This is a genomic window from Mycobacteriales bacterium (genome assembly GCA_035995165.1).
Taxonomy (GTDB): Bacteria; Actinomycetota; Actinomycetes; order Mycobacteriales; family CADCTP01; genus CADCTP01.
This window is the reverse complement of sequence record DASYKU010000048.1, coordinates 59,729-79,577: the sequence shown is the minus strand read 5'-3', so window position 1 is coordinate 79,577 and position 19,849 is coordinate 59,729. Positions and strand designations below refer to the sequence as shown.

The 19,849-nt window shown below is 74.9% G+C and carries 22 protein-coding genes and 1 pseudogene; 13 read left to right on the top strand and 10 right to left on the bottom strand.

The annotated features are described in order from the left end of the window. Nucleotides 1-52: 52 nt before the first annotated feature. Genes VGP36_07960 through VGP36_07950 form a run of 3 tightly spaced genes read right to left on the bottom strand, consistent with a single transcriptional unit; the run spans nucleotide 53 to nucleotide 2,800 of the window. Entirely contained in the window at nucleotides 53-1,459 is a 1,407-nt protein-coding gene (locus tag VGP36_07960) for an aminotransferase class V-fold PLP-dependent enzyme (protein HEV7654656.1), read from the bottom strand. Then, complete coding sequence (locus VGP36_07955; GenBank protein HEV7654655.1) at nucleotides 1,456-2,274, bottom strand: methyltransferase domain-containing protein; 819 nt, start codon at nucleotides 2,272-2,274, stop codon at nucleotides 1,456-1,458. The genes VGP36_07960 and VGP36_07955 overlap by 4 nt, the downstream gene beginning before the upstream one ends. Before the next feature lies 1 nt (nucleotide 2,275). After that, nucleotides 2,276-2,800: a hypothetical protein gene (locus VGP36_07950; protein HEV7654654.1), complete on the bottom strand. Its 525-nt coding sequence runs from the start codon at nucleotides 2,798-2,800 to the stop codon at nucleotides 2,276-2,278. A 145-nt stretch (nucleotides 2,801-2,945) separates the two neighbouring features. Here VGP36_07950 and VGP36_07945 point away from each other — a divergent pair, with 145 nt between their 5' ends. Continuing rightward, the gene (locus tag VGP36_07945) at nucleotides 2,946-5,636 is read left to right on the top strand and encodes a LuxR C-terminal-related transcriptional regulator (protein ID HEV7654653.1); all 2,691 of its coding nucleotides are present in this window, start codon (nucleotides 2,946-2,948) and stop codon (nucleotides 5,634-5,636) included. Nucleotides 5,637-5,685: 49 nt separating this feature from the next. Here VGP36_07945 and VGP36_07940 read toward each other — a convergent pair whose 3' ends face one another. Then, nucleotides 5,686-5,985, bottom strand: a complete 300-nt coding sequence (locus tag VGP36_07940; GenBank protein ID HEV7654652.1) for a nuclear transport factor 2 family protein — start codon at nucleotides 5,983-5,985, stop codon at nucleotides 5,686-5,688. A 185-nt stretch (nucleotides 5,986-6,170) separates the two neighbouring features. Between VGP36_07940 and VGP36_07935 the strand changes: the two are divergent. The 7 genes and pseudogenes from VGP36_07935 (at nucleotide 6,171) to VGP36_07905 (ending at nucleotide 12,102) form a co-directional block, all read left to right on the top strand. Then, nucleotides 6,171-6,914: pseudogene (locus VGP36_07935) on the top strand (alpha/beta hydrolase). Between the two features lie 33 nt (nucleotides 6,915-6,947). Next, complete coding sequence (locus VGP36_07930; protein HEV7654651.1) at nucleotides 6,948-7,283, top strand: hypothetical protein; 336 nt, start codon at nucleotides 6,948-6,950, stop codon at nucleotides 7,281-7,283. 136 nt (nucleotides 7,284-7,419) lie between these two features. Further along, nucleotides 7,420-8,190 (top strand): trypsin-like peptidase domain-containing protein, encoded by a 771-nt coding sequence (locus VGP36_07925; GenBank protein HEV7654650.1) that lies wholly within the window; start codon nucleotides 7,420-7,422, stop codon nucleotides 8,188-8,190. An 11-nt stretch (nucleotides 8,191-8,201) separates the two neighbouring features. Next, the gene (locus VGP36_07920) at nucleotides 8,202-9,167 is read left to right on the top strand and encodes a MoxR family ATPase (GenBank protein HEV7654649.1); all 966 of its coding nucleotides are present in this window, start codon (nucleotides 8,202-8,204) and stop codon (nucleotides 9,165-9,167) included. 3 nt (nucleotides 9,168-9,170) lie between these two features. Further along, on the top strand, nucleotides 9,171-10,055 hold the full coding sequence (locus tag VGP36_07915; GenBank protein ID HEV7654648.1) for a DUF58 domain-containing protein: 885 nt from the start codon (nucleotides 9,171-9,173) through the stop codon (nucleotides 10,053-10,055). Then, entirely contained in the window at nucleotides 10,052-11,005 is a 954-nt protein-coding gene (locus VGP36_07910; protein ID HEV7654647.1) for a VWA domain-containing protein, read from the top strand. Before VGP36_07915 ends, VGP36_07910 begins: the two co-directional genes overlap by 4 nt. Continuing rightward, nucleotides 11,005-12,102: a VWA domain-containing protein gene (locus tag VGP36_07905; GenBank protein HEV7654646.1), complete on the top strand. Its 1,098-nt coding sequence runs from the start codon at nucleotides 11,005-11,007 to the stop codon at nucleotides 12,100-12,102. The genes VGP36_07910 and VGP36_07905 overlap by 1 nt, the downstream gene beginning before the upstream one ends. A gap of 164 nt (nucleotides 12,103-12,266) precedes the next feature. On the opposite strand, the gene VGP36_07900 is transcribed toward VGP36_07905, so the two are convergent. From VGP36_07900 to VGP36_07890, 3 genes are all read right to left on the bottom strand, one after another. Beyond that, complete coding sequence (locus tag VGP36_07900; GenBank protein ID HEV7654645.1) at nucleotides 12,267-13,787, bottom strand: AMP-binding protein; 1,521 nt, start codon at nucleotides 13,785-13,787, stop codon at nucleotides 12,267-12,269. A gap of 127 nt (nucleotides 13,788-13,914) precedes the next feature. After that, nucleotides 13,915-15,084, bottom strand: a complete 1,170-nt coding sequence (locus VGP36_07895) for a hypothetical protein (GenBank protein ID HEV7654644.1) — start codon at nucleotides 15,082-15,084, stop codon at nucleotides 13,915-13,917. Nucleotides 15,085-15,134: 50 nt separating this feature from the next. After that, nucleotides 15,135-15,626: an aldo/keto reductase gene (locus VGP36_07890; protein HEV7654643.1), complete on the bottom strand. Its 492-nt coding sequence runs from the start codon at nucleotides 15,624-15,626 to the stop codon at nucleotides 15,135-15,137. Nucleotides 15,627-15,638: 12 nt separating this feature from the next. On the opposite strand from VGP36_07890, the gene VGP36_07885 reads away from it, so the two are divergent. Continuing rightward, nucleotides 15,639-15,764: a hypothetical protein gene (locus VGP36_07885; protein HEV7654642.1), complete on the top strand. Its 126-nt coding sequence runs from the start codon at nucleotides 15,639-15,641 to the stop codon at nucleotides 15,762-15,764. Here VGP36_07885 and VGP36_07880 read toward each other — a convergent pair. Both VGP36_07880 and VGP36_07875 read right to left on the bottom strand, forming a co-directional pair. Further along, nucleotides 15,742-16,494, bottom strand: coding sequence for an alpha/beta hydrolase (locus VGP36_07880; GenBank protein HEV7654641.1), 753 nt, complete (start codon nucleotides 16,492-16,494; stop codon nucleotides 15,742-15,744). The genes VGP36_07885 and VGP36_07880 overlap by 23 nt on opposite strands. A gap of 125 nt (nucleotides 16,495-16,619) precedes the next feature. Further along, complete coding sequence (locus VGP36_07875; GenBank protein ID HEV7654640.1) at nucleotides 16,620-17,315, bottom strand: SDR family NAD(P)-dependent oxidoreductase; 696 nt, start codon at nucleotides 17,313-17,315, stop codon at nucleotides 16,620-16,622. A gap of 138 nt (nucleotides 17,316-17,453) precedes the next feature. Between VGP36_07875 and VGP36_07870 the strand changes: the two genes are divergently transcribed. The 4 genes from VGP36_07870 (at nucleotide 17,454) to VGP36_07855 (ending at nucleotide 19,688) form a co-directional block, all read left to right on the top strand. Then, nucleotides 17,454-17,885 carry an SRPBCC domain-containing protein gene (locus VGP36_07870; GenBank protein ID HEV7654639.1) on the top strand — a complete coding sequence of 144 codons (432 nt, stop codon included), beginning with the start codon at nucleotides 17,454-17,456 and terminating at the stop codon, nucleotides 17,883-17,885. Further along, on the top strand, nucleotides 17,875-18,300 hold the full coding sequence (locus VGP36_07865) for a metalloregulator ArsR/SmtB family transcription factor (GenBank protein HEV7654638.1): 426 nt from the start codon (nucleotides 17,875-17,877) through the stop codon (nucleotides 18,298-18,300). Before VGP36_07870 ends, VGP36_07865 begins: the two co-directional genes overlap by 11 nt. Beyond that, nucleotides 18,297-18,962: a DUF899 domain-containing protein gene (locus VGP36_07860; GenBank protein HEV7654637.1), complete on the top strand. Its 666-nt coding sequence runs from the start codon at nucleotides 18,297-18,299 to the stop codon at nucleotides 18,960-18,962. Before VGP36_07865 ends, VGP36_07860 begins: the two co-directional genes overlap by 4 nt. A 63-nt stretch (nucleotides 18,963-19,025) precedes the next feature. Beyond that, nucleotides 19,026-19,688: a TMEM175 family protein gene (locus tag VGP36_07855; protein ID HEV7654636.1), complete on the top strand. Its 663-nt coding sequence runs from the start codon at nucleotides 19,026-19,028 to the stop codon at nucleotides 19,686-19,688. On the opposite strand, the gene VGP36_07850 is transcribed toward VGP36_07855, so the two are convergent. Further along, nucleotides 19,685-19,831, bottom strand: coding sequence for a hypothetical protein (locus tag VGP36_07850; GenBank protein ID HEV7654635.1), 147 nt, complete (start codon nucleotides 19,829-19,831; stop codon nucleotides 19,685-19,687). The two genes, VGP36_07855 and VGP36_07850, sit on opposite strands and share 4 nt — an antisense overlap. Between the last annotated feature and the right edge of the window lie 18 nt (nucleotides 19,832-19,849).

Sequence of the window (19,849 nt, the reverse complement as noted above, 5' to 3'; positions counted from 1 at the left end):
AGGCGCTGGAGGCGATCGCCCCCGGCGCCCTCGCCCTCCAGCGCGCCGCGCGCTACCAGCCCGAGCCCGGCTCCCCGACCGCCGACCGCCGCTCCCTGCTCGCCGGCTGGACCGCCTGATCCTCCGCCGCGACCTGGGCGAGGGTGTCCAGCGCCCGCTCGACGTCGCCCGTGTCGGTGTAGAGGGCGAAGCTCAGGCGGCAGCTCGCCGGCGGGGTCAGGCCGAGCGCGCGGTGCGCGAGCGTCGCGCAGTGGCAGCCGCCGCGCGCCTCCACGCCGAGCTCGCCGAGCCGCTGCGCCAGCCGCAGCGGGTCGGTCCCGGCGACCGTGAACGCCAGCAACGGCGCGCGCGGCACCCCGGGCGGCGGCCCGTACACGGTGATCCCCGGAATGGCGCGGGCCCGCTCCAGGGCCCGGGCCGTGAGCGCGTCGAGGTGGGCCCCGACCCGCGTCATCGCGGCGGCGACGTCCCGTGGCCCGACCGGCCGGGAGGTGCGGAACCAGGGCGCCGACTCCTCCAGGACCAGGTCGAGGATCAGCCGCAGCGCCTGCGCGGAGACGATCAGGCCGAGGATGTTCGGGGTCCCGGCCGCGTACTTCCACGGCAGCTCGGCGTACTCGACCAGGTCCGGCGCGACGTGGCCCTCGGCGATCATGTCGCCGCCGTAGAGGAACGGCAGCGCCTGCCGCAGCAGGTGTTCCTTCCCGTAGAGGACGCCGACCCCGAACGGCGCCAGCAGCTTGTGGAACGAGAACGCCAGGTAGTCGACGTCCAGCGCCTGAACGTCCACAGTGGAGCTCGGCACCAGCTGGGCGGCGTCGATGAGCAGCAACGACCGGCGTTCCCCGGACGGCTGCCCGTACCCGCTGCCGTCCGCGATCGACCGCAGCACCGGCAGCGGCGGCTTCGTGCCGAGGAAGTTGGACGCGCCGGTGACGCAGACCAGCTTCGTCCGCCGGTCCACCAGCGACGCCAGGTGGTCGAGGTCGAGGGCCCCGGTCGCCGGGTCGAACCGCGCGACGCGGCACTCGACCCGGCGGCCGAAGCGGGGCAGGATCTCCCGGCTCAGCGCGTACCAGGGCACGAAGTTCGAGTTGTGCTCGAGCTCGGTGCTGACCACGTTGTCGCCGTCGCGGAAGTCCGACAGCAGCGAGTACATGACCGCGTTGATCGCCTCGGTCGTGTTGCGGTACGGGACGATCGTGCGGCGGCTCGGCGCGTTGAGCCACTGCGCGATCGTGTCGTACGACTCCTCGAACAGCGTCGTCATCCGCTGCGAGGCCGGGGACTGGCCGCGGTGCACGTTCTCGTACCAGGGCGCGAGCGAGCGGTAGAGGTCGAGCAGCTCGCACGGCGGCTGGGTGCTCGCCGCGTTGTTGGTCACCACCCGCCCGGTCGCCGGGAACGCGAAGTGCGACCGGATCCGCCGCAGCTGCCAGTCGTCCAGGCCGGCGGTCATACCGGCTTGCGGCGCCAGGCGCCGACCATCAGCGGCCAGAGCATGGGCCGGTCGGTGCCGTCGGCGGCGTCCCGGCGCAGCGCCGTCAGCGTCTCCTCCACGTGGGCCTCGGACGTGACCCCGTGCGCGCAGGCGGCCGGCAGCAGGCTGCGCAGCGTGTGCGCCAGCATCGCCTGCCCGGTCGCGAACGGCTCCAGCCGGCCGGCGACGTCGGTGTCGTCCGGATGGCCGACGCCGGCCGCGGCGAACAGCAGCGGCAGCCGGACGCCGGCCCGCACGTCGCAGCCGAGCGCCTCGAACGTCGCGACCAGCAGCCGTACGGTCTCCACCACGCTCGCCGCCGGCGGCTCCACGCCCGCGGGCCCGAGGTCGTAGTCCTGCACGACGAGGTGCCCGCCGGGCCGCACCGCCTCCCACAGCCGGGCCAGCACGGACACCCGCTGCGGCAGGTGGAACAGCAGCAGCCGGGCGAACACCAGGTCGTACGGGCCGCCCGGGACCGGCGCGTCGTCGGTGAGGTCGGCGGCGACGAACCGGCACTGGGGCAGGCCGTCCGCGTGCAGGCCGCGCTCGGCCAGCGACCCGAGCGCGGCGTCCACGTCGATGCCGGTGACCGTGCCGCCGGCGCCGGTCCGGTGGGCCAGCAGCCGCATCGTCTCGCCGGGACCGCAGCCGGCGTCGAGGCAGGACGCCCCGGCGCCGACCCCGACCCGGTCGAGCAGCCGTACGGTCGCGGGCTCCCACATGCGGGCCTGGACCCGCAGCCGTTCGTACTCGCTCGCGGTCCGCCCGAGGGCGTATTCGGCGACGGTCACGTCAGGCCCTCAGCACGGACTTGGACAGCGTGTCCCCGACCGACGGGTCCGGGTCGCTGTGCGCCGTGAGCGGGTGCTCGAGGTCGGCGTTCCAGGTGTCGACGGAGACGCCGACGAGGTCGACCCTGCCGCCGCTGACGGCGCCGGCCTTGAAGTGGTAGTGCTCCGGCGTCTCCACCCAGTCCCCGTCCTGCATGTGCGCCGGCACCAGCTCGATCGGCGTGCTGAACAGCGAGGGGCTGAAGGCCGTGTCGTCGTGGAACCGCACGCCGTCGGAGCCGGCCTCGCCGGTGACGAGCAGCCTCAGCTGCAGGACGTTCAGCGGGCCGGAGTTGTGGACGCGCACCTTGCAGGTGATGTCCTCGGCCTCGTTGATCCCGGTACCGGTCCCGGGCGGGTCGACGTCGAAGATCTCGACGGTCAGGTACGTCGTCGGGTACGTCTCGATCGCGTCCACCAGGTCGCTGAGGACGGTGTTCGCAGGCGTCACCGGAGCGGCGATCGCGGGCTCCATCGTGCTGGTCATGTGCTTCCCCCTCGTTGTCGCCGGCCGTGGTGGCCGGCGAGGTCCAGTGCCGCACGCCGGGGTCGGGCGCGGCGAGCGGGAAAACCCCACACCTGCACGCCCCAGCTGTGCCAGCCTGAGCAGGGGTCGTGTCGGGAGGTGTCGGATGACGGGCGCCCCGGCGGCGTGTGCCGCGGTGATCGGCCGTGCCGGCGAGCGGGCGGGTGTCGACGCGTTCCTGGCCGCCGCCGCGCTCGGCCCGGCGACGCTCGTCGTCCGCGGCGAGGCCGGCATCGGCAAGAGCACGCTCTGGCGGTACGCGCTGGACACGGCGACCGCCCGCGGCTTCGCGGTCTTCTCGGTCCGCGCCGTCCCGGCGCCGCAGGGGGAGCGGGCCGGCTTGGAGGACCTGTTCGGCCCCGGCGACGGCCCGCGGGCCGGGGCCCGCGAGTCCGTACCGGCCTTCGACCGGGGGCGCCGGATCCGCGAGCTGCTGCGGCGGCTGTCGGCGGACACCCCCGTACTGGTCGGCGTGGACGACCAGCAGTGGCTCGACGCCGGGAGCGCGAACGCGCTGCGGTTCGCGGTCGACCGGCTGGCGGACGAGCGGATCGGGGTGGTCGTCACGACCACGCCGGCCGACGAGGTCGTCGTCGTGGACGGTCGGCACGCCCGGCAGGTCGAGCTCGGCCCGCTGCCGGTGGACGTCCTGCGCCAGGTCCTCGCCCGCTCGCTGCCGGCCGTGACCCGGCCGGAGCTGGTCCGGGCGCACGCGGTCTCCGACGGCAACCCGACCGCGGCGCTGCAGCTCATCCGGTCCTGGGCCCGCGAGCGGCAGGGCGCCCCCGCGGTCTCCGACGACCACGGCCTGGACCGGGAGATCCGCGACCTCCCGCCCGAGGTGGCCGCGGTGATCCGGGCGCTCGCCGTCGCCGGCCCGTCGCCGATCGGGGTGCTCGCGGCGGCGGCGGACGTGGACGACTTCGACAAGGCCGTCCGGGCCGCGGTCGAGGCCGGCGTGGTCCGGGTCGCCGACGACCTGACCGTCCGCTTCACCCACACCCTGTACGCGAACGCGGTCCGCGGCGGCGTCAACCCGCTCGACCGGGCCGCGATCTCCGGCCGGCTCGCCGGCGTGGTCGCGGCGCCCGAGGTCGCCGCCCGGCACCTGGCGGCGGCGACGCTGCTGCCCGACGAGGCCGTCGCCGACCGGCTGGAACAGGTCGCCGAGCGCTGCGCGCGCCGCGGCCGGTCCGACGAGGCCGCCGAGCTGGCCGCCCAGAGCGCCCGGCTGACCCCGCCGGAGCGGGCCGACGCCGCCGCCCGGCGCGGTCTGCGCGAGGTCGAGTACCGCGCCGCGGCGGGGGAGACCGCCCGGGCCATGGCGCTCGCCGACCGGCTGGTGGCCCGGCTCGGGTCCGGCCGGCGGCGCGCCGAGGCGCTGACGCTGCGGGTGTTCCTCGACTTCGCCGACAGCGAGCGGTTCCTGCGCCAGGCGCTCGACGACGTCGGCGAGGACCCGGCCTCGCGGGCCCGCACGCTCGACCTGCTCGGCTGGCAGCTCGGCCTGTACCGCGGCCGCCTCGCCGACGGCATCGCCGCCTCCACCTCCGCGCTGGCGCTCGCCGCCGACCTCGGCGACGCCGAGACCACCTGCGTGGCCGGGGCGACCCTGGCCGCGTCGCTCACCCTGAGCGGCCGGCCGAGCGACGAGCTGCTCGACGACGCGGTCCGGCGCGCCACCGAGCTGCGGCCCTTCCCGCTCGGGCGCTGGCCGCGGGTGTTCCGGGCCCGCGTCTGGCTGTGGTCCGGGCGCCTGGACGCGGCCCGGCGCGAGTTCCTGCAGCTGCAGAAGGACGCGGTCGCCCTCGGCTCGGAGTTCCAGCGGCCGTACCGGCTGTGCGACCTGGCCCTGCTCGCGGCGTACGCGGGCGAGCTCGGTGGTGCGACCCGGGACGCCGAGGACGGGATCGCGGCCGCCCGGGACGCCGGCAACGAGCACGCGATCATCTGGCTGGCGTACCCGCTCGGGCTCGCGGCGGCGCTGCGGGGCGACGCCGAGCAGGCCGAGTGGGCGGCCGGGCTGCTCGTCGACTGGGGCGAGACGAACGACGAGCCGCCGCGGCGGACGATGGCCGACGAGATCCGCGGCAGCCTGGCGGCCGGCGCCGGCGACTGGGCCCGGGCACTGCGCCACTTCACCGCGATGGCCGACCGGCTCGACGCGATGGGGTACGCGCACCCGGGCGCCCGGCCCGGGCTGCCGCGGGCGATCGAGGCCGCCGCGATGGTCGGCGACCGCGACCTCTGCGCGCGCCTCACGGCGCGGCTGCGCGAGCAGGCGGCCGCGTTGCCGGTGCCTCTGGTGAACGCCCACCTGGTCGCGGCGGAAGGACAGCTCGCGCTGCTGGACTCCGATCGCGACCGCGCGGTCGGCTGTCTGGAGGCCGCGGTCGCGGCCTACGGCGGCTATCGGTTCGACGCCGGCCGGGCCGGGCTCGCGCTCGCCCGCGCCTGGTTGCGGTCCGGCCGGCGGACCCGGGCCCGGGAGAGCGCGCAGGCGGCCCGGGACATCTTCGCCGCCGCCGGCGCGCCCGGCTGGGTCGCGATGGCCGATGACCTGCTCCGGCGGGCCGGTGCGAGCGGGGCCGAGGACACCCTCACCCGTACGGAGGTGCAGGTCTCCGCGCTCGTCGCCGGCGGCCGGAGCAACCGTGAGATCGCCGCCGAGCTGTTCGTCAGCGTCTCGACGGTCGAGGCGCACCTGACCCGCATCTACCGCAAGCTCGGCCTGCGCCGCCGGACCGAGCTCGCCGCCCGCCTTCACAACGGCGAGCCGGGTCGTCGCGCCCGGTGATCCGGATCATCCCCCGCGCCAGGCCCTCGTCCATGCCGAAACCGTACGGTCAGGCCCGGATCGTCATCCGAGACACGCGCCCGCCGTCGATGTCGAACGCGAAGTGGCTCGGGCCGGTGAAGCCCTTGCCGCCGACGGCGGCGGTCACGACGGTCCGGGTGCCGTCGGTCTCGACCGCGGTCACCGCGAGCGTCACCTGCTTGCCGATGAACTCGGCATCGCTCCACCCGCGGATCGCGTCCCGCCCGGCGAACTCCCGCCCCCAGTCGTCGACGACGGCGTCGCCGGTGAAGGCATCCAGGAACGCCTCGACGTCACCGCCGTTCGCCGCATCCAGCACCACTCGCACCGGACTCGGAACACCGTCCACCGCTCGCCTCCCACGCCGAACACCACCCCAGCGGACCGTACCGCCGGCCCGTCCCAAGGGTTGCCGATGCGGCGGGGCGGGCAGCGAGCGGGGCGGACACCGGTCAGGGCCGGCCCGGCGCTGTACGGGCTCCGGTGGCGGCGCGGCATGGGCCGGTATCGGGAGGCTGGCCCCTGTCGGCCGACGACTGGGACACCCAGATGCTGTTCTTCCTGCAACACGGCTACCGGGTGATCGCCCACGACCGCCGCGGGCACGGGCGCTCGACCCAGACCGCCGACGGCCACGACATGGACCACTACGCCGACGACCTGGCCGCGGTGACCGAGCACCTGGACCTGCACGACGCCGTCCACATCGGACACTCGACCGGCGGCGGCGAGGTCGTGCGCTACCTCGCCCGGCACGGCGAGAGCCGGGTCGCGAAGGCGGTGCTGATCAGTTCCGTGCCGCCGCTGATGGTCCGGACCGAGGCCAACCCCGGCGGGCTGCCCAAGAGCGTGTTCGACGGCCTGCAGGAGCAGGTGGCCACGAACCGGACGAACTTCTACCGGGACCTGCCCGCCACCGCCTTCTACGGCTTCAACCGGCCGGGCGTCGAGCCCCAGGAGGCGCTCATCCAGAACCGGTGGCGGCAGGGGATGATGGGCGGCGCGAAGGCGCACTACGACGGCATCGTCGCCTTCTCCCAGACCGACTTCACCGAGGACCTGACGAAGATCTCGGTGCCGGTGCTGGTCATGCACGGCGACGACGACCAGGTCGTGCCGTACGCGGACTCCGGGCCGCTGTCGGCGGAGCTCGTCCAGCACGGGACCCTCAAGACGTACGCGGGCTTCCCGCACGGCATGCCGACCACCGAGGCCGCCACGATCAACGCGGACTTGCTCTCTTTCCTCCAGGCCTGATGCGTCTGGCCCGTTCGGGTGGACACTGCTCGCATGAGCGGCGTCACACTCGACGGGCCGTCGCGCCGGCGGACCGTGAGCGGGCTGATCGGCGTGCTGGTACTCGGGCTGCTGCTGGTCGAGCTGCTGGTCTGGCAGCAGAGCCGCCGCCCGACCGAGCCCGCCGGCGCGGTGCCGGCCTCCGGCGCCCAGCTGCTCGCCGAGCAGCACGGGTGCCGGGTGCCGCAGCTGTGGGGTACGGGACCGGCGGCCGGCGTCCTGATCGGCTCGACCGATCCCGGCCGGCCGCAGCGGGTCGCCTGGGTGCCGGCCGCCGACATCGCCCGCTGGCAGCCGGCCTGGCAGACCCGCCAGTGGTGCACCCGCTGAACCCCGCCGGGGGAGTGCGGGTCCGCCAGGTCCGCATCGGAGCAGCGTGGTCGCCCATAGGCAAGGGTTCGACAGGGCGACAGATCGGGTCGCCCTTTCACGGGCGCCCTACACGGGCGGTCCCTAACCTGGGGTCATGGCATCCGGGCCGCAGGCCGTGTCGCGCCCGCGCGGTGCCCGCGGCATGCTCGTCGGCGGCGGCGTGCTGCTGGTTCTCCTGCTGGTGGCGGCGGTGCTGCTGGCGACCGGGCGGGGCGACGACGGGAGCGCCGCCGCGGCCCCGACCCCGACGCCCACGCCGACCAAGACGGTCACCGTGCCGGACATCTACCAGCGGGTCGGGCCGTCGGTCGCGGTCATCCGGACCGCGAAGGGCGCGCTCGGCACCGGCGTGATCGTCGGCAGCGACGGCACCGTCCTGACCGCGAACCACGTGATCGCCGACCGCAGCGCGGTGAGCCTCATCTTCGCCGACGGGACGAGGTCGGCCGCCACGGTCGCCTCGGCCGACCCGGCCCACGACATCGCGACGCTGACCCCGGCGACGCTGCCGCAGCCCATCGTGCCGGCCACGCTCGGCGGCGACGCCGAGGTCGGCGGCGAGGTGGTGGCGATCGGCAACCCGCTCGGGCTGACGTACAGCGTCTCGTCCGGGGTCGTCTCCGCGATCGGCCGGACGGCCGACACGAACACCGGGAAGTTCACCGGGCTGATCCAGTTCGACGCGTCGGTGAACCCGGGCAGCTCCGGGGGACCGTTGCTGGACGCGCAGGGCGACGTCATCGGCATCGTGCTGTCCATCGCCGACCCGAGCCACGACGACTCGTTCGCCGGGATCGCGTTCGCCGTCCCGATCGGGACCGCCCTCGGCGGCGGCCCCGGCGGGGGAGGCGGGCCGCAGACATGACAGGAGTACCCATGACCCATCCGCTCGAGCAGGTGCTGTTCGAGGTCAAGCGCACGATCGTCGGCCAGGACGTCCTGCTGGAGCGGATGGCGATCGGCCTGCTCTCCGGTGGCCACCTGCTGGTCGAGGGCGTGCCCGGGCTGGCCAAGACGCTGGCGGTGAAGTCGCTGGCGGCCGCGATCGGCGGGCGGTTCCAGCGCATCCAGTTCACCCCCGACCTGGTGCCGGCCGACCTGACCGGGACCCGGGTCTACCGGCAGCAGACCGGGGAGTTCGAGACCTCGCTCGGCCCGGTCTTCACCAACCTGCTGCTGGCCGACGAGATCAACCGGGCCCCGGCCAAGGTGCAGAGCGCGCTGCTGGAGGTCATGCAGGAGCGGCAGGTGACGATCGGGCGGGAGACGTTCCCGATGCCGGACCCGTTCCTGGTCATGGCGACGCAGAACCCGATCGAGTCCGAGGGCACCTATCCGCTGCCGGAGGCGCAGGTCGACCGCTTCATGATGAAGGTCGTCGTGCACTACCCGACCTCGCCGGAGGAGCACGCGATCGTCGAGCGGGCGCTGGAGCCGCCGGCCTCGACGCAGGCGATGCTCACCCCCGAGGACCTGGTCCGGATGCAGCAGGCCGCACGGCAGGTCTACATCGACCCGGCCGTCACCGACTACGCGGTCCGGCTGGTGACCGCGACCCGGGCGCCCGGGATGGTCGGGCTCGGGGACCTGGACCGGTACGTCACGTACGGCGCCAGTCCGCGCGCGTCGATCGCGCTGGTGCTGGGCGCTCGGGCGCTGGCGTTCCTGCGCGGGCGGGAGTACGCGCTGCCGCACGACGTCCGGGAGCTCGCGCTGGACGTGCTGCGGCACCGGGTCGTGCTCTCGTACGAGGCCCTGGCCGACGACGTCGACCCGGACACGGTCATCGCCGGCGTGCTGCGGGCCGTGCACATGCCCGACGTCGTGCTGCAGGACCGCTGACCCATGGCGACCGCGCCCGACCGTCTGCTGCTCCGACTGGAGTGGCGGGTGATCCGCCGTCTCGACGGGCGGCTCCAGGGCGCGTACCGCACGCCGTACCGGGGCTCCGGGCTCGACTTCGCCGGCCTGCGCGAGTACGTCGAGGAGGACGACGCCCGGCACATCGACTGGAACGCGACCGCCCGGCTGAACGAGCCGCAGGTCCGGCAGTTCACCGAGGACCGCGAGCTCACCGTCTGGCTGGTGCTGGACCGGTCCGCCTCGATGACCGTCGGTACGCCGGGTCGCGGCAAGCAGGACGTGCTGGGCGAGCTCGCGCTGATCCTGGCCCGGCTGTTCGGCCGCGGCGGCAACCGGATCGGCGCGGTGCTGCACGACGGCGCCGAGATGCGGGTCGTCCCGGCGGGGACCGGTCGCGCGCACGCGCTCCGGATCGGGCACGAGCTCGACCGGACGACCGCGGCGCCGGCCGCCGTCACCACCGACTTCGCCGTGATGCTCGACGCGGTGTCGTCGCTGGCGAAGCGGCGTTCGCTGATCATCATCGTGTCCGACTTCATCGGTACGGGGGACTGGGACAAGCCGCTGCTGCGCCTCGTACACCGGCACGACGTGGTCGCGCTGCGGGTCCTGGACGCGGCCGACGACGACCTGCCCGACGTGGGCCTGGTCGTGGTCGAGGACGCCGAGACCGGCGAGCAGCTGTTCGTCGACTCCGGCGACCCGCTGTTCCGCAGCCGGTTCCGGGCCGGGGTGGCGGAGCGCGACGCCGTCATCGCGGGCCGGATGCGCCGGGCCGGCGTACCGCTGCACCGGATCGGCACCGACCGCGACCTGGTCGAGGCGCTGGTCGAGGTCGTCGCCGGCACCCGCTGGAGGCGCGCGTGAGGTTCTCCTCGCCCTGGTGGCTCGTGCTCGGCGTCCTCGTCGTGGCGGCGCTGGTCGCGGGCGCCGTGATCGCGTCCCGGCGCCGGGCCGCGGCCCTCGCCGCCGCGGGCCTGTCCACCGGCGGGTCGCGGCGCGCGGCCGGGCTCTGGTTCAGCATCGGCGGGCTCGCGGTGCTGGCGCTGGCCATCGCCGGGCCGGCCGCGTCGGTCCCGGTGACCCGGGCCGCCGGGACGGTGATCGTCGCGATGGACGTGTCCAACAGCATGGCCGCCACCGACGTCGCGCCGACGCGGATGGCCGCGGCGAAGCAGGCCGCGACCGCGTTCATCGACGCGCAGCCGGACAGCGTCGACGTCGGCGTCGTCGCCTTCCAGAACGGCGGGCTCACCACCGACCGGCCCGGCGCCGACCACGAGGCGGCCGCGAACGCGGTCAACCGCCTCAACGTCGCCGGCGGTACGTCGCTGGCGAACGCGCTGCTCACCTCCCTGTCCGCGATCACCGGCAAGAAGGTCGTGATCGGCAAGGACGGCACCGTGCCCGACCTCGGGTTCTGGCCGTCGGCGACGGTCGTGCTGTTCTCCGACGGCGAGGACCGGGGCAGCGACGAGGCCACCGCGGCGGCGGCGACGGCCGCGCAGAAGGCCGGCGTGCACGTGGAGACCGTCGGGGTCGGCACCGCGGCCGGCGGGACGGTCACCGTCGACGGCTTCAAGATCCACACCGTGCTGGACGAGGACACGCTGGCCGGGATCGCGAAGACCACCGGCGGCTCGTACCACCCCGCCTCGGACGCCGCCGAGCTCGACGGCATCGCCTCCACCATCGACCTGCGGCTGACCACCCACCGCGAGGACCTTCCGCTGGCCGGTGCGTTCACCGGGTTCGCCATCCTGCTGCTGGCGACCGGAGCGGTCCTCACCGTCCTGCGTACGGGGAGGCTGGTCTGATGTCGTTCGCGTGGCCCACGGCCCTGCTGGCGCTGATCGTCGTCCCGCTCGTGCTCGGCGTGGCCTGGTGGACCCGGCGCCGCCGCCGGCGGGCCGCGGTCCGGGTCACCTCGGCCGCGCTCGTCCGCGCCGCGCTGCCGGGCCGGACGCTCTGGCGCCGCCGCATCCCCACCGCCCTGCTCGTCGCCGGGCTCGCCGTGCTCGCGGTCGGGGCCGCCCGCCCGCAGGCCTCGGTCGCCGTCCCGTCCAGCCAGACCACGATCCTGCTGGCCCTGGACGTCTCCGGCTCGATGTGCTCCGCGGACGTCTCACCGAACCGGCTCACCGCGGCCGAGAAGGCCGCCGCCGACTTCATCAAGGCGCAGCCGGGCGGGGCCCGGATCGGGCTCGTCGCCTTCGCCGGGGTGGCCGGCGTGATCGTGCCGCCGACCACCGACACCAAGGCCCTGCTGGACGCGCTGCCGAACCTGACCACCTCCCGCGGCACCGCGATCGGGCAGGCGATCCTCACCTCGATCGACGCGATCGCCGACGTGGACAGCTCGGTGCCGCCGACCGGGGCCGCGGTCAGCAGCAGCGCCGAGGGGACCGCGTACGCGGCCGACGTGATCGTCGTGCTCACCGACGGCGCGAACACCCAGGGCGTCGAGCCGCAGACGGCCGCGCAGGAGGCGGCCGCCCGCAAGCTGCGCGTCTACACGATCGGCTTCGGTACGACGACGCCGGCGCCGATGGTCTGCGACGCCTCCCAGATCGGGGACGGACCGGGCGGGATCTTCGGCGGCGGCCCGTTCGGCGGCGGTGGTCGCGGCGGTGGCCGGGGTGGTCCGCTGGTCGCCGACTACGCCTCGCTCAAGCAGGTCGCCGCGACCACCGGCGGTCATTTCTACAGCGCGCAGGACGCGACCCAGCTGCAGAGCGCGCTCGGCGACCTGCCGCGGGCGATCACCGTCACCCACAAGCACCTCGACCTCGCCGCCTGGTTCGCCGGGCTGGGCGGTCTCCTGGTCGCCCTCGCGGTCGGCCTCTCCCTCTGGTGGAACCGCGTCCGCCACCTCCCGTCCCCCCGCCCCACCCCACCCCGGACGGCCGGGTGAGCGCGACCGCCTCGCCGCGGCTGGCGACGCCCGGTCGCGTGTAGATCTGTGACAGGTGGGTTCGTACGGTCCGTCCGGTGATCCCGAGCGTGCGGGCTCGCGATCGGCGGAGCCGTCCCGCCCGTGCAGGCGGTCGATCTCGTCGAGGCGCTGCGGCTCCACGATCACTGGAGCAGGCGGCTGCGGAGGGCCTTGCGGTCGGTCTTGCCGACGCTGGTGACGGGGATGGTGTCGACGACGCGGACGTCGTGCGGGCGGTGGATGCCGGAGAGACGGGCGGCCGCGAACGCCTCGACCTCGGCCGCGTCCAGGATCGACCCGGGGCGGGCCGCGACGAACGCGACGACCTCCTCGCCGCGGACGGGATCGGGCCGGCCGACGACCGCCGCCGCGGCGATGCCCGGGTGCTCCAGCAGGACCTCCTCCACGTCGCGCGGGAAGACGTTCACACCGCTGCGGATGATGAGGTCCTTCTTGCGGTCGACCAGCCAGAGGAAGCCGTCGGCGTCGAGGTGGCCGACGTCGCCGGTGTGCAGCCAGCCCTCGGCCAGCGTGCCGGCGGTGGTCTCCGGGTCGTTCCAGTAGCCGGTCATCACGCCCGGGCCGCGGGCCCAGACCTCGCCGTCCGCGCCCGCCGCGACATCGCGGCCGGCGTCGTCGACGACCCGGACCTCGTAGCGGGGGAGCGGGCGGCCGACCGACCCGGCCCGGCGGTCCGCCAGCGTCGAGCTGGAGATCACCGCGCCGGACTCGGTGCAGCCGTACCCCTCCAGCACCTCCGCCCCCGGCACCCGCTTCTCCCACTCGGCCCGGACGGCGGCCGGCAGCGGCGCGGCCCCGACACTGAGGTACCGCAGCTCGGACAGGTCGTGGTCCTCCAGCGGCTGCTGCAGCAGCAGCGCGAGCATCGAGGGCACCAGCTGGCCGCCGCTGACCCGGTGCTCGGCCGCGAGCCGCAGCCAGCCGGCCGGCTCGAACCAGCGCATGAGCACCGACGGGCCGGGCTGCTCCTCGATGAACGCCCCGACGATCGTCACGATCAGCCCGAACGCGTGCGACAGCGGCAACGCGGTCAGGCTCGACTTGCCGTCGTAGGTGTCCCGGCCCCGCTCGTACGCGCAGCGCCCGCACCACCAGAGGTTGCCGTGGGTGAGCATGACGCCCTTGGCCCGGCCGGTCGTGCCACCGGTGTACATCAGCGCACCGAGGTCGTCGGCCTTCCGGTCCACCAGCGGGTGCGGGTCGGCCGCGACCAGCTCCGCGTACGGGACCGTGCCCGGCGCGTCCCCGGCCACGATGACGTGCCGGACCGCCGGCGCCGCGGCCGCGGCCGGCGCCACCCGGACGAGCAGCTCGGGTGAGGTGATCACGGCGACCGCGCCGGAGTCGGCCAGCACGTGCCGCAGCTCGGCCTCGCTGAGCAGGAACACCACCGGGGTGACGACCGCGCCGGCCCGCCAGATCGCCCCGTACGCGACCTCGACCTCGGGTCCGTTGGCCATGCAGACGACGACCCGCTCGCCGGGTCTGATACCGAGACCGACCAGGCCGCCGGTCAGCCGCCGGACGGCGTCGAGGCGTTCGGCCGCGGACAGGCGCCGGCCCTCGTACACGAGCGTCGTCTCGTCGCCGCGCCGTTCGAACGCCGACTCGACGAGCGCGCCGAGGTGGGTCTCGCTGGGCATCGTTGCCTCCCGGACTCGTTCCGCCCCCGCAGTCTCCGTCCCCGGCGCGAGTCCCGTCCACGGGCTCACCCGATCCGGTGGATCATCCTGGGCGCCCGGCGACGGTGGATCGTCCGGCGGCGGTGGATCACCCGGTGGTCCGGACGGCGAGCTGGCGGACCGGGGGGAGTGGCGGGCCGATCGGCCCGGCGCGCCCGGAGTCGCGGTCGATCATCCGGATCGCGCCGCCGGCGGCGATCACGAACAGCCGGCCGTCCGGCGACCAGGCGAGCATGCCCGGCTCGACGGACTGCTCCAGCTCCACGTCGGCGGTCCGGATCTCGCCGCTGGCGAGGTCGACCAGGTCGAGGTCGACGTGGCCGCCGTCCTCGGTCCGGTAGATGGCCGCGGTCCGCCCGTCCGGTGAGATCGCGCCCACCGTCGGGCCGACCGACACCGGCGGCCCGATCTCGCGCCGGGCGCCGGTGGCGCGGTCGAGGAGGTCGCTGTAGCAGCGGTGCCGGTCGGTGCACTCGGCCACCAGCCAGTTGCGCGGCCCGACGGCGAGCAGCGCGCCGGTGCTGAGCTTGCGCAGCCCGTCCGGCCGGGCCTCGTACACCCCGCTGGTGCCGGGGACGAGCAGGGTGCCGCCCCCGTCCACGACCACGAGCTGGTACGGCTCGTCCTCCGGCAGCACGATCCGGGCCACGTCCGGACCGCCGTCCAGCGCCCGCAGCACCAGCGAGCTGCCCGACGGCACCCAGATGTGCCCGGGATCGGGCCCGGGGAAGACCGGCCCGTGCGGGCTCAGCGCGGTCGGCATCTCCCGTGCCGGCCGTCCGTCGGGCACCTCGTACCCGGGTACGACGTCCAGCGGCCGGACCAGCGCCCGGTCCGCGGTCACCAGGAACGAGACCGGCCCGGTGCTCAGCAGCCGAGGCACCGCGGTCCGGGTCACCCGGGCCAGCAGCGGCTGGATCCGGTCGACCTCGGTGTCGGTACGGGCGAACAGCTCCCACTTCGCCACCGGGTCCAGGAATCCCGGCCCGATGCTGGATCCGGTCGCCGGCAGCGGCGGCGCCAGGGCCGGCGCCGGCTCCGGCGCGGCGATCGGGGCCGACGGGCTCGGCGCGGCCACCGGCACCGGCTCGGGCGCGGTGCGCTGCAGCAGCGTGATCGCGAGGACCGCGGTCAGCCCGGCGCCGATCCCGGCGACCCACCGGCCGCGCGGGCCCAGCCGGGGCGGCCGGAACCGGGGGAGCCGCCGGGGCGACCCGGCCCGCGGCGGCCCGCCGCCCTCGAGAACGTCCCGGTCCATCCGCCCATCATCGCGCGCCCCCGGCCCGCCGTCATGACGAGCTCGGCTCGTCAGCGGCGGCGCAGGGACGGGTCGAGCAGCGCCGGCGGGGCGTCGAACTTCTCCTCCGGGGCCAGGTCGGTGCCGGGGGCGACGATCGCGTCGAGCATGTCGGCGGGCAGCACGGTGTCGGCGGCGGCGATCTGCGAGCGCAGGTGCTCGACCGTACGGGGACCGATGATCGCGCTGGTCACGGCCGGGTGCGCGGTGACGAGCCCCAGCGCGAGCTGGATCATCGTCAGGCCGGCCTCGGCCGCGACCTTGGCCAGTTGCTCGACCGCGTCCAGCTTGGCCTGATTGGCCGGGACGGTGAGGTCGAAGCGCTGCGGGACCGCGGTCGCGCGGTTGCCGGTGACCTCCTGGCCGGCCCGGACCGCGCCGGACAGCCAGCCCGAGGCCAGCGGGCTCCAGGCGAGCACGCCCATGCCGTACTCCTCGGTCACCGGCAGGACGTGCGTCTCGATGCCGCGCTGCAGGATCGAGTACGGCGGCTGCTCGGTCACGTACCGGCCGAGGTGGTGCTCCCGGGCGGTCCACCCCTCGAGCTGCTGCGCGGCGTCGGCCAGCTCTGCATCGGCGCCGACGACAACTACGACCCGACCCGCCTGATCGACCTGCTCATCGCGGGTCTGCGCGGCTGAGGTGGCGGCGGAAGAAGCGCTCGGCGCTGTCCAGTTCGAAGGCGGGGACGGCGGTGTGGCCGCCCGGGTTGGCGTGCAGGGTCTTCTCCGCTGAGGCGAACGCGTCGAAGAGGGCCAGGCCGCCCGCGCGCGGCACCACGTCGTCGTCCCACTGCAGCAGGAACTCGACCGGGACGGTGATCCGGGCCGCCGCCTCGACCAGCCCGGCGCCGGCGGCGAGGCCGAGCACCGCGGCCCCGATCCGGGCGTCGGCGGCGACGAACGGGAGGCCGAGGCCGGCGCCCATCGAGACGCCCCAGTAGCCGACCGGGCCGTGCGCGTGGCCGCCGTCGAGCAGGGCGTCGAGGGTGACGCGCCACTCCGGGACCGCGACCGCGGCCAGCTCGGCGTTCTCCCGGGTCATCAGGTCGGCCAGCGGTTCGCCGGCGGCGACCCGCCGGGCCAGTTCCGCGTACCGCTGCTCGCGGGCGGCGGTCGGCCGGTCGCCGTGGCCGGGGGCGTCGACGGCGGCGACCGTGAAGCCCGCGGCCACGAAGCGGCGGGCCCGGGCGAGCAGGCCCGGCGCCCTCTTGTGCTGGCCGCCGCCGTGGCCGAGCAGGATCAGCGGACCGCCGGCGGCGCCCGGCGGACGGCCGGCGTCGGCCGGGGTCCAGAGGACGCCGGGGACGTCGTCGAGCGTGAAGAGGCGTTCGGTGACGCCGTCGGCGGTCGCCGTCGCGGTGAAGTACATGGAGTTCGCCTTTCGGGATGCCTTCTGCCGGCACTCCCGTCAGGCGAGCCTGGAGGTCGGGAGCACCCAGCCGGACTGTGCGGAAATGGGTCTCACCTCCTCGGGTCGATCGTGCGCTGCGGATGCTACGCCGGGGTCGTCCAGTGCCGGCGGACGGTGGCGGTGGGGCCGCCGGGTGGGAGGGTCGCCAGCTCGACGATCAGGTCGGTGCCCTGGGCGATGGTCTGGGTGCCCTGGAAGTCGTTGAGCGCGGTCGCGGTGTAGCCCGGGTCGACGGCGTTGACCAGGATGCCGGGCAGCGCGTGCGCGTAGTGCAGGGTGAGCATGCTCAGCGCGGCCTTGCTGGTCGAGTAGATCGCCGGCGCCACCTCCTGGTTCCAGCCGATCTCCTCCATCCGGCTGATCGTCCCGGTCCCGCTGGAGACGTTGACGATCCGCGGGTGCTCGGATTCGCGGAGCAGCGGCAGGAACGCGTGGGTGACGCGGACGACGCCGAGGACGTTGGTGTCGAACGTCGCGAGCGCCTCGGCCGCGGTCGTGTCGGCGAGCGGGCCCCGGGGGCCGACGATGCCGGCGTTGTTGATCAGCACGTCGAGGCGGCCGTGGCGCTCGCGGACGTGGTCGGCGGCGGCGCCGACGCCGGCCTCGTCGGTGACGTCGATCGGCACGAAGGCGGCGCCGAGCTCGCCCGCCGCCGCCTCGCCCCGGACGCGGTCGCGGGCGCCGAGCAGCACGGTGTGGCCGGCGGCGAGCAGGCGGCGGGCCGTCTCGTACCCGAGGCCCTTGTTGGCGCCGGTGATCAGCGTGATCGGGTGATCCATGACCCGACGTTAGGAGCCGCGCCGTGTTCGACGGCGCGCAGGGGTCGATCCCGCCCGATGTCTCGCACGCCCCGTTGACGCAATCGAACGGTTGCTATAGGGTGGCAACCGTTCAGTTGCTACTTCGAGGAGGCAGTCATGGGGTTCCCGGATCGGATCGAGCGGGTCGTCGAGGTCGCGCACCCGCCGGCGAAGGTCTGGACGGCGCTGACCACGGCCGAGGGTCTGGCCGCCTGGTTCGGCCAGGAGGCGACGATCGACCTGCGCCCGGGCGGTTCCGCGCGGATGTCGTGGGACGGCGGCGACGTCGCGAACATGCGCGTCGAGCGGGTCGAGGAGCCGTCGGTGTTCGGCTTCACCTGGCACATCTACGGCCTGCCCGAGGACGACCCGCGCCGGACGTACGTGGAGTTCACGCTCGAGCCGAGTGGCGCCGGCACCCGGCTGACGGTGGTCGAGACCGGGTTCGCGCAGCTTCCGGACGACGCGTTCGGCACGGCGTACGACGGCAACACCAAGGGGTGGGCGAGCGAGCTGGGCGAGCTGGTCGCCTACCTCGATGCCGCCTGACCCGACGGGCGCCGGCCGGACCTCGCTGGACCCGCCGGCGCCGGCGTCGGACCCGGCCGCGTCCGGCCCGGACGCGCCAGGTCCGGAGGCCGTCGCGGAGCAGGTGTTCGTCGCGCTGGCCGACCCGAGCCGGCGGGCCATCCTGGCCGCGCTGGCCTCGGGCGGCCCGGCGACGGCGACGGACCTGGCCGGTCGGCTGCCGATCACGCGGCAGGCGATCGCCAAGCACCTCGGCCTGCTGGCCGACGCCGGCCTGGTGACGGCCGAGCCGGGGGAGCGGCGGCGGGTCCGCTACCGGTTGCGGTCGGCGCCGATGCAGGTGGCGCAGCAGTTCCTGGCCGCGCTGGCCCGCGACTGGGACGGCCGGCTCGACGCCCTGACCGAGCACCTCAACGTTCGAGAGGAGACAGGATGAACGGCCCGGCGATCGTGTCGGCGGACGAGTGGGAGGTGGCGCGGCAGCGTCTGCTGGTCAAGGAGAAGGAGCTCACCAGGGCCCGGGACGCGATGGCGGCGCAGCGCCGGCGGCTGCCCTGGACCGAGGTGACGGCGGCCTACCGCTTCGACGGCCCCGAGGGACCGGCGACCGTGCTCGACCTCTTCGCCGGGCGGCGGCAGCTGATCGTCTACCGCGCGTTCTTCGAGCCCGGCGTCTACGGCTGGCCCGAGCACGCCTGCCCCGGCTGCTCCCTGGTCGCCGACCAGGTCGCGCACGTCGCCCACCTCAACGCCCGGGACACCACTTTGGTGTTCGCCTCCCGCGCACCGCAGCCGGACATCGCCCGGATGACCGCCCGGATGGGCTGGACCATGCCCTGGTACACGCTGACCGACGAGTTCGACCGTGATTTCGGCGTGGACGAATGGCACGGGACCAACGCGTTCATCCGCGACGGCGACCGCGTCTTCCGCACGTACTTCGTCAACGGCCGCGGCGACGAGGTGATGGGCGGCACCTGGAGCTACCTCGACATCACCGCCCTCGGCCGCCAGGAGGAGTGGGAGGACTCACCCGACGGCTATCCCCAGGAACCGCCGTACGCGTGGTGGCGATGGCACGACGCCTACGGCGACTGAAGGTGCCGGCCGTGGTGGTTACTGTGCCGGTCTGCGGAGCGGTCGGTCGGGAGTGGAGGGTGGATGGTGCGCGGGGTCGGTCGGTGGTGGGGGGTGGCGGAGCGCGGCGACACCGGGCGGCTGGAGGCGTTCAGCGACGGGGTGTTCGCCATCGCGATCACGTTGCTGATCCTCGACGTACGGGTTGATCAGGGGCCGGAGGAGAGCCTGGCCGCGGCGCTGCACCACGCGCTGCCGGAGATCGGCGCGTACGGGGCGAGCTTCCTGCAGATCGGGATCATGTGGTCCAACCACCATGCGTTGTTCCGGATGATCGACCGGGTCGACCAGCTCCTGCTGCTGTTCAATCTGGCCCTGCTCGCCTGCGTGTCGTTCCTGCCGTTGCCGACCCGGCTGGTGGCCGAGCACACCGAGGGCGGCGACGCCCGGACCGCGGTGCTCCTCTACGGCGGCACGCTCGCGGCCAACGCGGTCGCGTTCAACCTCGTCTGGCGCCGGGCCGTGCGGGCGAACCTGCTCGTGGAGGGCGTCTCCCGGGCGTTCGTCCGCGACGTCGACATCCGGTACGCGATCGGGCTGGCCGCGTACGTCGTCGCGACGCTGGTCGCGTTCGTCTCGCCGCTGGCGGCGGTCCTCGTGACGGTGGTGCTGGCGCTGGTCTTCCTGCTGGGGCCGTCGCCCCGGTCGGGCCTGGAGGACCAGTCAGTGACCAGAGGGCGGGGCTAGGGAAAGACGGCCCGGCCCTGTCCCGCGGGCACGAGCAGCGCCGCCAGCACCACCCGGTCCTGCTCCGGCGTCGCCTCCGGGTCGGCCCCGTCGAGCAGGTCCGGCAGGTCGGTCCCGTACGCCGCGGCCGGCACGGTGAGCACGAACGGCGACGGCCGCCG